This window comes from Azospirillum sp. BE72, from assembly GCF_031455875.1.
Classification (GTDB): Bacteria; Pseudomonadota; Alphaproteobacteria; order Azospirillales; family Azospirillaceae; genus Azospirillum.
In genome coordinates this window covers 104,073-115,176 of sequence record NZ_JAVDTO010000005.1, presented here as the reverse complement: position 1 = coordinate 115,176, position 11,104 = coordinate 104,073, and the positions used below count along the sequence as shown (strand labels likewise).

At 68.2% G+C, this 11,104-nt stretch carries 12 protein-coding genes; 8 read left to right on the top strand and 4 right to left on the bottom strand.

Features of this window, described 5'->3' with window-relative positions; genetic code table 11:
* Positions 1–166: 166 nt before the first annotated feature.
* Together pelG and J2Y49_RS16870 are read left to right on the top strand one after the other, a co-directional pair.
* Positions 167–1,546 carry an exopolysaccharide Pel transporter PelG gene (pelG, locus tag J2Y49_RS16875; protein WP_310116022.1) on the top strand — a complete coding sequence of 460 codons (1,380 nt, stop codon included), beginning with the start codon at positions 167–169 and terminating at the stop codon, positions 1,544–1,546.
* On the top strand, positions 1,543–2,007 hold the full coding sequence (locus J2Y49_RS16870) for a hypothetical protein (protein ID WP_310116021.1): 465 nt from the start codon (positions 1,543–1,545) through the stop codon (positions 2,005–2,007). The genes pelG and J2Y49_RS16870 overlap by 4 nt, the downstream gene beginning before the upstream one ends.
* Here J2Y49_RS16870 and J2Y49_RS16865 read toward each other — a convergent pair.
* Entirely contained in the window at positions 1,992–2,345 is a 354-nt protein-coding gene (locus J2Y49_RS16865) for a metalloregulator ArsR/SmtB family transcription factor (protein ID WP_310116020.1), read from the bottom strand. The genes J2Y49_RS16870 and J2Y49_RS16865 overlap by 16 nt on opposite strands.
* A gap of 210 nt (positions 2,346–2,555) precedes the next feature.
* Between J2Y49_RS16865 and J2Y49_RS16860 the strand changes: the two genes are divergently transcribed.
* Genes J2Y49_RS16860 through J2Y49_RS16850 form a run of 3 tightly spaced genes read left to right on the top strand, consistent with a single transcriptional unit; the run spans position 2,556 to position 5,219 of the window.
* The gene (locus J2Y49_RS16860; protein WP_310116019.1) at positions 2,556–3,920 is read left to right on the top strand and encodes an FAD/NAD(P)-binding oxidoreductase; all 1,365 of its coding nucleotides are present in this window, start codon (positions 2,556–2,558) and stop codon (positions 3,918–3,920) included.
* A 15-nt stretch (positions 3,921–3,935) separates the two neighbouring features.
* Entirely contained in the window at positions 3,936–4,292 is a 357-nt protein-coding gene (locus J2Y49_RS16855) for a DUF5368 domain-containing protein (protein WP_310116018.1), read from the top strand.
* Positions 4,293–4,316: 24 nt separating this feature from the next.
* Positions 4,317–5,219 (top strand): alpha/beta fold hydrolase, encoded by a 903-nt coding sequence (locus J2Y49_RS16850; protein ID WP_310116017.1) that lies wholly within the window; start codon positions 4,317–4,319, stop codon positions 5,217–5,219.
* Here the strand turns inward: J2Y49_RS16850 and J2Y49_RS16845 are convergent.
* Genes J2Y49_RS16845 through J2Y49_RS16835 form a run of 3 tightly spaced genes read right to left on the bottom strand, consistent with a single transcriptional unit; the run spans position 5,213 to position 6,263 of the window.
* Complete coding sequence (locus tag J2Y49_RS16845) at positions 5,213–5,650, bottom strand: DUF2141 domain-containing protein (RefSeq protein WP_310116016.1); 438 nt, start codon at positions 5,648–5,650, stop codon at positions 5,213–5,215. The two genes, J2Y49_RS16850 and J2Y49_RS16845, sit on opposite strands and share 7 nt — an antisense overlap.
* Positions 5,651–5,670: 20 nt before the next feature.
* Complete coding sequence (locus J2Y49_RS16840) at positions 5,671–6,030, bottom strand: carboxymuconolactone decarboxylase family protein (protein ID WP_310116015.1); 360 nt, start codon at positions 6,028–6,030, stop codon at positions 5,671–5,673.
* 29 nt (positions 6,031–6,059) lie between these two features.
* Positions 6,060–6,263 (bottom strand): DUF2892 domain-containing protein, encoded by a 204-nt coding sequence (locus tag J2Y49_RS16835; RefSeq protein ID WP_310116014.1) that lies wholly within the window; start codon positions 6,261–6,263, stop codon positions 6,060–6,062.
* 234 nt (positions 6,264–6,497) lie between these two features.
* Between J2Y49_RS16835 and J2Y49_RS16830 the strand changes: the two genes are divergently transcribed.
* The 3 genes from J2Y49_RS16830 to J2Y49_RS16820 are packed head-to-tail and all read left to right on the top strand — an operon-like array spanning position 6,498 to position 11,049.
* Entirely contained in the window at positions 6,498–7,436 is a 939-nt protein-coding gene (locus tag J2Y49_RS16830; RefSeq protein WP_310116013.1) for an efflux RND transporter periplasmic adaptor subunit, read from the top strand.
* Positions 7,433–10,681, top strand: coding sequence for an efflux RND transporter permease subunit (locus J2Y49_RS16825; protein WP_310116012.1), 3,249 nt, complete (start codon positions 7,433–7,435; stop codon positions 10,679–10,681). The genes J2Y49_RS16830 and J2Y49_RS16825 overlap by 4 nt, the downstream gene beginning before the upstream one ends.
* On the top strand, positions 10,678–11,049 hold the full coding sequence (locus J2Y49_RS16820) for a rhodanese-like domain-containing protein (RefSeq protein WP_310116011.1): 372 nt from the start codon (positions 10,678–10,680) through the stop codon (positions 11,047–11,049). Before J2Y49_RS16825 ends, J2Y49_RS16820 begins: the two co-directional genes overlap by 4 nt.
* Positions 11,050–11,104: the final 55 nt, after the last annotated feature.

The window sequence follows — 11,104 nt, the reverse complement described above, 5'->3', positions numbered from 1 at the left end:
CGGATTGCACCGGCCTTGCGGCCGCTTCCACCCCTCATCCCAACCCTTCTCCCGCAAGGGGAGAAGGGCATTCGCAACCGAAAGCCGTTGCACTGGACCGACAATTCGATGCCCCAGCTTCCCATTCCTAACCAGTCTGCCTTCACCCTGAGCGGGGCGGCCTGAGATGGCCGGCATCGGCTTCGCGCTCCGCCGGCTGGCCCGGCGCGACGACCTGCTGGGCGTGCTGCAGGGCTACGCCCATTCCGCCTTCATCACCTCGGGGCCGTGGATGTTCACCATCCTGGCGCTGGCCGGCATCACCCTGATCGGCCGCGATCTGGTGGGGGTGGAGCAACTGACGCTGTTCCGCGTGGTGGTGATCTACAATTTCTGCTTCTCGGTGGTCTTCACCGGGCCGCTGGTGATGGTCGCCACCCGCTATCTCGCCGACGCCATCTATGCCAAGGAGGTGGAGGCGGCGCCGGGCATGCTGCTGGCCACACTGGGGCTGGCCTATGCCATCGCCGCGCTGACCGCCGGTCCCTTCTATCCGCTGTTCAGCGGGCTGCCGCTGCCGGTGATGCTGGGCGGGCTGGCGAACTTCTTCCTGGTCTGCGGCATCTGGGTGGTGTCGATCTTCCTGTCGGCGCTGAAGGACTATCTGGCCGTCACCGTCGCCTTCGGCGTCGGCATGGCGGTGGGCATGGCCGCCACGCTGCTGCTGGGCGACCGCTATGGCGCCGCCGGGATGGTCTGGGGCTTTTCCGCAGGGCTGGCGGTGATCCAGTTCGGTCTGATCGCGCGGGTGCTTGCCGAATATCCCTATCCAGTCGGCCGGCTGTTCGACTTCCTGTCCTACTTCAGGCGCTATTGGGACCTCGCCCTGATCGGCCTATTCGCCAACGCCGCGGTGTGGACCGACAAATGGATCATGTGGTTCGCGCCGGAACGCGAGATCGTCTCCGGCGCCATGGCGATCTACAGCGCCTATGACGGCGCCATGTTCGTCGCCTATCTGACGACGCTGCCGGCGCTGACCCTGTTCACGGTGAACATCGAGACGCGCTTCTTCGAGCATTACCAGGGCTTCTACCGCGACATCCAAAAACACGCGACCTTCGACCAGATCGCCCGCAACCACCGCGCCATCATCGCCGCCTTGGCAGACAGCAGCCGCAATCTGGTGATCCTGCAGGGGGCGGTCTGCGCCGTCTGCATCTTCCTGGCCCCGACGATCATCGGCGCCATCGGCTTGCAGTACCAGCAGATCGGCATGTTCCGTTTCGGCGTGCTGGGCGCCTTCTTCCAGGTGATGTTCCTGTTCTGCACGGTCATCCTGGCCTATTTCGACCTGCGGGGGCGGAACCTGACGGCGCAGCTGGTCTATCTGGCCGCCAATGCCGGCTTCACCCTGCTGTTCAGCCGGATGGGCTTCCCGTGGTACGGCTACGGCTATTTCCTCAGCTCGCTGATCGCCTTCGCCGTCGCCTATCTGATGGTGGCGGACGCGGTGCGGCGGCTGCCCTATTTCGCCTTCGTCGCCAACAACCCGTCGGTGCGATGACCCGCCTGCTCCTGACCATCGCCACGGTGGCCGCCCTTCTGCCTCATCTGTCCGCCGAAGCGCAGGAGGTGCTGTCCACCGACCGGACCGCCCCCGGCCATCTGCGCCCGCCGTTCCGCGCCTACGAGCCCCCGCCGCCCGGTCACGAGCCGCGCCTGCGCCGCACCGAAAGCCGCCGCGTCTACGCCCTGCCGCAGGGATTGAAGGGCCTCGCCACCTTCGACCGCACCCTGTCGCATCTGTGCCGGCGCGGCGCCTTCCTGCAGGAGATCGACGGCCTCTATTGGGCGGCGACGCCGGAATTCCGCTATGGCGTCGCCTTTTCCGGCGGGGCCAACCTGATCGATCCGCAGAACCGGCGCCAGCCCGGCAAGGTCTATTTCTTCCGCAACCAGGACAGCCGCTGCAGCGTCTGGGTCGGCGATCAGGCGAAGCTGATGCCGCACTACATCGGCGGCTGAGCGCACTGCGCGGCGGCGGCGTCTTCTGCCAGCCGTGCCTTCCCGTCATCGATCTGCCGGACGCCGTCGCAGACGAGCCGGCAGAGGTCGCGGACGAGCGGCAGCGCGATGAAATAGATCACCGATACGCCGTCGCGGCGTCGGCCGAGGATGCCCGCCTCGACGAGACACCCCAGCTGCTTCGACACGTTCGCCTGTTTCAGCCCGGTCGCTTCGACGATCCGGTTGACTGCCTGCGGCTTTTCCCAGACGGCCCGGACGATGCGCAGCCGCGACGGCTCGCCCAGAACGGCCAGCAGGCGGGCCACGCCCGCGATTTCGGTGTCGGCGATCGGCATTGACGGTTCGGGGACGGCTCGGGGATGGCTGCGGACCGGTGAGGCTGTCGCTCTTAATCCAAAGGGCCCGCACCTGCAAAGCGATAACCGGCCTACCTCGAATTCGCTTGATTGTATTGCCATCCAGCAATATAAGATTTTTCTTATAAATAAGACGCGTCCTCACGCCGGGCCGGCGCACGGACGACACCGAATTCCGGGGGAAAGCGCATGACGAACGAAGCCCCGCCGCGCGATGGTCTGATCGCGGGCCTCGACTCTCCGCTGAGCCGCCGCAGGATGCTGGCGCTGTCCGGTGCCGGCGCGGCGACGCTGATGGTGCCGTCCGCACCCGCCAGGGCGGTGGAGGCGCCGCCGAAGGTCGCGACCAAGGCCCACATCGTCATCGCCGGTGCCGGCGCCGCCGGTCTGGCCGCCGCCGCCCGCCTTGCCGAACGGCTGGACGGTGCGACGATCACGGTGATCGACCGTCGCAAGGAACATTATTATCAGCCGGGCTTCACCCTGGTGGCGGCCGGGCTGAAGCCGCAGGGCTACGTCGTCTCGACGACCGCCGACTATCTTCCCCGCGGCGTCACCCTGATCGAGGAGCAGGTGGCGGAGTTCGACCCCGTGGCGAACAAGGTGGTCACCGACCAGGGCCGGGCCATCCGGTACGACTTCCTGATGGTGGCGACCGGACTGCATCTCGACTATGCCGCCATCGAAGGTATGAACACCGATCTGATCGGCAAGGATGGGCTGGGCAGCGTCTATGCCGGTCCGGCCGCCGCCGTGGTGACCTGGAAGGAGATGGCGCGCTTTGCCGAGACCGGCGGTGTCGGCCTGTTCGGCCGTCCGGCCACCGAGATGAAATGCGCGGGCGCGCCGCTGAAATACACCTTCATCACCGACGACTACCTGCGCCGCCATGGCATGCGCGGCAAGTCGGAACTGGTCTATACGGCGCAGAACAAGGGCCTGTTCAGCGTTCCCATCGTCTCCGAGAAGGTGCGGATGCTGTTCCGCGACCGGCAGGTGAAGGTCGCCTACGACCATGTCATGACGGCGATCGATCCCGGCCGCAAGATCGCCACCTACAAGACCCCGACCGGCACGGCAGAATTCAAATACGACTTCATCAATGTCGTCCCGCCGATGCGGGCACCGGCCGCCGTGCGCAACAGCCCGCTGCGCTGGCAGGAGGGCGTCTGGGCCGGCGACGGCTGGATGGAGGTGGAAAAGCCGACCCTGCGGCACAAGCGCTTCCCCAACGTCTTCGGCATCGGCGACGTGGCGGGCGTTCCGAAGGGCAAGACGGCGGCCAGCGTGAAATGGCAGGTGCCGGTGGCGGTGGACCACCTGATCGCCGGCATCCAGGGCACGACCTCGGCCAGCGTCTACGACGGCTACACCTCCTGTCCGCTGATCACGCGGCTGGGCCGGGCGATGCTTGTGGAATTCGATTACGAGGACAACCTCGTTCCCTCCTTCCCCGGCGTCATCGCGCCGCTGGAGGAGCTGTGGGTGACCTGGGTCATGAAGACCATGGCGCTGAAGCCGACCTACGTGTCGATGCTGCGCGGCCAGGCATAAGCGGAGGACGACAGCATGAAGGAGTTCGATCTCGCGGTCTTCCTGGTGGTATTCCAGGAAATGCTCGGCCCGCTTCTGTGGATCCTGCCGGCGCTCGCCATCGCCGGGCTGGCCGCCTTCGTTGCCGTGCTGCTGCACGAAGGCGGGCTGGTCAGCCGCCGGCTGGTCCGGTCCGAGATCGTCGGCGTCCTGGGCGGCTTCGCCGCGCTCGGCCTGATGGCGACGGTGACCATCTCCGGCTTTTCCGACGCCGGCGGGCCGGTGGACTGGCTGCTGGTCTGCCTGATCTGGGGCGTGGGGCTGGTCGGTGCGACCATTCTCGCCTATGCGGTCCAAGGACTGTTCGCCTGGAAGGCGCCGCACGGGCACTGACGCCGGCATGACCGGAAAGACGCCATGAGCTGGCTGGATCCCGGCCTCGGTCCCGGCACCGGCGCTGCGCTGGCGCTTGCTCTCGGATTTCCGCTGGCGGTCCGGGCGCTGGTGCATCGCGGTTTCCGCATTCCCTGCCGTCCGGAGGTCGGGACGCCCGCCGACGCCGGCCTGCCGTACCGCTCCGCCTTCATCGTCACGGAAGGGGGCCGCCGTCTGTTCGCGTGGCACATCCTGCCGCCGGGAGGCGGCCCGGCTCCCCATCTGGTGGTGATGCACGGTTGGGGCGCCAATGCGGAGGACATGCTGCCGGTCGCCGCACCGTTGTGGCGGGCGGGCTATGGCGTTCTGCTGGTGGATGCGCGCAACCACGGCCGCAGCGACCGGGACGGCCATTCCTCCATGCCGCGCTTCGCCGAGGATCTGGCCCACGCCTTCGACTGGCTGGAACGGCAGCCGGAGGCGAGTCCGGGGCGCATCGCTCTGCTCGGCCATTCGGTGGGTGCTGCCGCGGCGCTGCTGGCGGCGGCGCGTCTGCGCAGGCCGGCCGCCGTGGTGTCGTTGGCCGCCTTCCGCCATCCGGAAATTGTCATGCGGCGCTTTCTCGCCCTGCATCGCGTGCCTTACCGGCCGCTGGGCTGGATGATCTGCCGCTATGTGGAACGCGTGATCGGCGAGCGCTTCGACGGAATCGCACCGGTGCACACGGCGGCGCGCGTCCGCTGCCCGACGCTGGTCCTGCATGGCGCCGACGACTCCACCACGCCGCCGGAGGATTCCGCGGCCATCGCCGCCGCCCTTCCCGAGGGGTTGGGGCGGCTGGCGATCCTTCCCGGCGTCGGCCATGACACGGTGGACCGGATGGAGGAGGTGATGGCCCCTGTTCTGGCTTTCCTAAGCGAGCATCTGCCCGCCGCCGGTCAATAGCGCAGCGACAGCTTGAGTATGGAGCCCGCCGCCGGGAGTGCGAAGGCCGACGCCTCGAAGGAGGGAGGGCCGGTCACCTCCGGATCGTTGCTCAGGGCATAGCCTTCCGTGGGAATCATGCCGAGGAAGCGATTGAGGTCGCCGCTCGCGTCCTCGTCATGATAGGCCATGATCGCATAGGTGCCGGCGGGGAGATCGCGGAAGACCACCTCCACCGTGCCGGGCATTGCCGGAACCGCCTGGATGGCGCGGCTCTGCGCCTCTTTGCGGAAGGCATCCGGGCGATCATACAGGACGACCTTCACCTGTCCCGCCGCGTCCCGCACGGGGCCGACCGAAACGGCGAGATCCGCCGCCGCCGCCGTACCGCCCGTGACGATGCCAGCCGCGAACAGGGCCGTGGCGGCGAGGGAAAGCGCGAGGTGGTTCATGGTCGTCTCTGTTCCGTCGATCAGGCCGTGACCTTAGCCTTTTCCGTGAATTGGTCATAGGCTTCCAGCGCTTGGGCTGCATACATGACGGAGGGGCCGGCGCCCATGTAGACGGCCATGCCCATGGTCTCCATGATCTCCTCGCGGGTGGCGCCCTGCTTCACTGCGGCCTCGGCGTGGAAGGCGACGCAGCCGTCGCAGCGGATGGCGACGGCGATGCCCAGCGCGATCAGCTCCTTCGTCTTGGTGTCGAGCGCGTTCGCCTTCAGCGCCGCCTGGGCGATGCCGGAAAAGGCCTTCATCACCTCCGGCGCGCCGCCGCGCAGTTCGCGGATGGCGCCGGACAGTTCGACCGTCATGTCGGGCCAGTTCTTGTGCATGATCCGTATCCTTCTGTGAGCGGTGGAGATCAGTTGAAGGCGCAGCCGGGGCGGGCGCCGGCCTTCTTCAGCACGATGGCCAGCGGGCAGAAGCCGGTGAAGGCGGCCTGCAGCATGTTGGCGCCGACGAAGGCGGGCAGCCACAGCCATGCCATGCTGTAAAGTTGCGACAGGGCGAGGCCGGCCAGGATGACGGTTCCGGCGAAGGCCATGACGATGCGGTCGATGTTCATGTGTCCACTCCCGAGGCGGTGCGGTCGGGGCGCCGGCTTTCGGGCGACCCTTGCTATGCATTCGTTGACGCTAAATTAGATTTATCTTATTAATAGGTCAAGCGTCAAACCGAGAGCCAGAGGCCAGGGCTTCCCATCATGTGCACCCGCAAGAGCGCCTTTCCGGCGCTTCCCATCCTCGCCCTCCTGCTGTGTTGCCTTTCCGCTCCGCTTGCGGCGGCGGAGGAGGGCCGTATGACCGTCGAAAGCCGTCCCGTCGAGGATCTGAAATCCGTGTTCGCCACGGTGGACAGCGTCCGTCAGGCCAAGGCGCGGACCCGGATCGGCGGCACGCTGTCCGGCCTGACGGTGCGGGAAGGCGACCGGGTGGAGGTGGGGCAGGTGATCGCCACCGTCGGCGACCCGAAGCTGCCGCTGCAGATCGCGGCGCTCGACGCCCGGCTGCAGTCGCTCCAGGCGCAGCAGCGTCAGGCGGAGATCGAGCTCGACCGCGCCCGCCAGCTGCGCGCCACCGGCATCGGCAGCCAGCAGAAGCTCGACGACGCGACGACCGCGCTCGACGTCGTCCGCGCTCAGATGGCCGCCATGAAGGCCGACCGCGCCGTGGTCGAACAGCAGCTCCGCGAGGGCAACGTCCTGGCCCCGGCGGCCGGCCGGGTGCTGCAGGTGCCGCTTGTCGACGGCGTCGTGGTGCTGCCGGGGGAGGCGGTGGCGACCATCGCCACGGAAAGCTATGTGCTGCGCCTGCGCCTGCCTGAACGTCACGCCCGCTTCATGAAGCAGGGCGATCCCGTTCTGGTCGGCGCCCGCGGTCTCGCGCCGAACTCGGCGGTGGGCCTTTCCCGCGGAACGGTGCGTCGGGTCTATCCCGAACTGGAGGACGGGCAGGTGGTGGCGGATGCCGAGGTCTCCGGTCTCGGCGACTATTTCGTCGGCGAGCGGGTGCGGGTTCTGGTCGCCACCGGCAGCCGCGAGGCGATCCTCATCCCGCCGGACTTTCTGGTCCGGCGGCTGGGCCTGGACATGGTGCGCCTCGCCGACGGGTCCGAGATCCCGGTTCAGGCCGGCCGGCCGGTGCCGGGCGACGGCTCCGACAATGGTTCCGGCGCCATCGAGATCCTGTCCGGCCTGCGGCCCGGCGACGTGATCGTCAAGGCGGGGGCGGCACGATGAGGCTCGGCCTGTCCGGCTGGCTGACGCGGACCTTCATCCGCTCGCCGCTGACCCCTCTGCTGCTGTTGGCCTCGCTGGTGGTCGGGACGGTCGCCCTGCTGTCCCTCCCGCGCGAGGAGGAACCGCAGATCAGCGTGCCGATGGTCGACGTCCATGTCCGCGCCGACGGGCTGCGTGCCGACGACGCGGTGGAGCTGGTGACCAAGCCGCTGGAGGAGATCGTCAAGGCGATCGACGGCGTCGAGCATGTCTACAGCCAGACGGTGGACGACGGCGCCGTGGTGACGGCGCGCTTCGTCGTCGGCACGCCCTCCGACAACGCCATCCTGCGCGTGCACGAGAAGCTGCGCGCCAATTACGACCGCATGCCGCTCGGCATTCCGGAACCGCTGGTCGTCGGCCGCGGCATCGACGACGTGGCGATCCTGACGCTGACGCTGTTTCCCCGCGCGGAAGCGGCGGCGCGCTGGGACGACAACGCGCTGTGGACGGCGGCCGACCGCATGCTGGCCGAGCTGGTGAAGACCGAGGATGTCGGCCTGACCTACATCGTCGGCGGCCGGCCGGACCAGATCCGGGTGGAGCCGGACCCGGAACGTCTGGCGCTGGCCGGCGTCACGCTGAACCAGTTGGTCGAAAAGGTGAAGAACGCCAACCGCTCCTTCCAGGTCGGGCAGCTGCGCGCGCGCGGCGGCAGCCTGCCGGCGGTGGCGGGCCAGACCCTGCAGGGCGTTCCCGACATCGGCCTGCTGCTGCTGACCACGCGCGACGGACGCCCGGTCTATGTCAAGGACGTCGCCGACGTGATCGTCGGTGCCCGGCCGGAGGAGGCGCGGGCTTGGCACATGACGCCGGACGGCAAGGGCGGGCTGACCCGCGTGCCGGCCGTTACCATCGCCGTCGCCAAGCGGGCGGGGGCCAACGCCGTGGTCATCGCCGACCATGTGCTGGAGCGTCTGGACGCCCTGCGCTCCGCCGAACTGCCGCAGGACCTGGAGGTCGCCGTCACCCGGAACTTTGGTGAGACGGCGGACGAGAAGGTGGACGAGCTGCTGTTCCATCTGGCGCTCGCCACCCTGTCCATCGTGCTTCTGGTGGCACTCGCCATCGGCTGGCGCGAGGGGGCGGTGGTCTTCGTGGTCATCCCCACCACGATCCTGCTGACCATGTTCGCGTCCTGGGCGATGGGCTACACCATCAACCGCGTCAGTCTGTTCGCGCTGATCTTCTCCATCGGCATCCTGGTGGACGACGCCATCGTGGTGGTGGAGAACATCGACCGCCACTGGTCGATGCGCGACGGCCGGCCGAAGATCCAGGCCGCCATCGAAGCGGTGGCCGAGGTCGGCAACCCCACCATCGTCGCCACCCTGACGGTGGTCGCCGCCCTGCTGCCGATGATGTTCGTGTCCGGCCTGATGGGGCCGTACATGAGTCCGATCCCGGCCAACGCGTCTGCCGCCATGCTCTTCAGCTTCTTCGTCGCCATGGTGCTGACGCCCTGGCTGATGGTGAAGCTGCGCCGCGGCGAGATGCCGCCCGCGCATGGCGATCATGGAGGCGATCATGGAGGCGGCCATGGCGGGCGCCTCGGCCGGCTCTATCTGGCGGCAGCGCGGCCGGTGGTGCGCAGCAGGCGGTCGGCCTGGATCTTCCTGCTGGCGGTGGGCGTCGCCACGCTGGCATCGCTGCTGCTGTTCTACAGCAAGGACGTGACCGTCAAGCTGCTGCCCTTCGACAACAAGTCGGAGCTTCAGGTGGTCGTCGACCTGCCGGAGGGCGCCTCGCTGGAGGATACCGAACGCGCGCTGTTCGCCGCCGCCGACCGCATCGCCGGCCTGCCCGAACTGACCGGCATCCAGGCCTATGCCGGCACGGCGTCTCCCTTCAACTTCAACGGTCTGGTGCGCCATTCCTACCTGCGCCGCCAGCCGGCGCAGGGCGATCTCCAGGTCAATCTGGCACCCAGGGCTGAACGTGCGCGCGCCAGCCACGACGTGGCGATCGACCTGCGCCGGCGGCTTGCCGCCGTGCCCTTCCCCGCGGGGACCGTGGTGAAGGTGGTGGAGGTTCCGCCGGGGCCGCCCGTGCTGTCCACGCTGCTGGCCGAGGTCTACGGCCCGGATGCCGAGACCCGACGCGAGACCGCCGGTCTGGTCCGGGAAGCGTTCCGGCGGGTCGACTTCGTCGTTGATATCGACGGCACCGTCCGCCAACCGGGGGAGCGCCTGCGCTTCGCGCTCGACCACGGCAATCTGGAGTTCTTCGGCGTGGAGGAGCAGGCGGTCTACGACACGCTCCAGGCGTTGCTCGGCGGCGTGCCGGTCGGCTATTCCCATCGCGGTGCCGGCCGGTTGCCGATGGATATCTCCGTCCGCCTGCCGAAATCGGACCTGTTCCTGTCGGAGCGCGTGCTGGCGACGCCGGTGCCGGGGAGGCGCGGATCGGTGGAACTGGGCAACCTCGTCACCATGACCAGGGAGCCCGCCTCCTACACCGTCTTCCGGCGCGACGGGCGCTTTGCCGAAATGGTGCAGGCGGAGCTGGCCGGCAGCTTCGAGGCGCCGATCTACGGCATGCTGGCGGTGCAGGACCGCCTGTCGGAGATCGACTGGCGCGCCGTCGGGCTGGACCGCCCGCCGGAGGTACGGCTGCACGGCCAGCCGGCGGACGAAACCCGGCCCAGTATCCTGTGGGACGGCGAATGGGAGATCACCTATGTCACCTTCCGCGACATGGGGGCGGCCTTCGGCGTCGCCATCCTCGGCATCTATCTGCTGGTGGTGGCCCAGTTCGGCAGCTTCAAGCTGCCGCTGGTCATCCTGGTGCCGGTGCCGCTGACGCTGATCGGCATCCTGATCGGACATTGGCTGTTCGCGGCGCCCTTCACTGCAACCTCGATGATCGGCTTCATCGCGCTGGCCGGAATCATCGTCCGCAACTCCATCCTGCTGGTCGATTTCATCCGCCATCTGCGGGAGGACCACATGCAGGAGGGCGTCCGTCCGATCCGCGACATCGTGCTGGAGGCCGGAGCGATCCGCTTCAAGCCGATCCTGCTGACGGCGCTGGCCGCGATTATCGGGGCGGCCTTCATCCTGACCGACCCGATCTTCCAGGGGCTGGCGATCTCCATGCTGTTCGGGCTTGCCAGTTCCACTCTGCTGACCGTGCTGGTCATCCCCGCCATCTACGTCGCGCTTCGCGGCGGGACCCCGTCCAAAACCGAGAGGGCAATACCATGAGCACCGAACACAAGATCGTCGATCTCGATCCCGCCGAGGCGAAGGCGCGGCTGGACCGGGGCGAGGCCGTCCTCGTCGACGTCCGCGAGCCCTACGAATATGGCGCGGAGCGCATTCCCGGCGCACTGCTCTATCCGCTGGTCACCTTCGATCCGAAGGCGCTGCCGGCCATGTGGGGCGACCGGATGGTGATCCTGCAATGCGGCACCGGCCGGCGGTCCGGCATGGCCGCGCAACGCATGATCGAGGCCGGTGCCGGCACGGTCCATCACGTCAAGGGCGGGCTCAATGCCTGGAAGGAGGCGAAGCTGCCCATCCTCGGCCTCAACCCCACCACCGGCGTGATCGAGCCGAAGGCGTACGGCTGACCGGCCCCCGCGCGGCGGTTCGGGTGGCGGAGGGAGGGTCGTCTCCTTCTCCGCC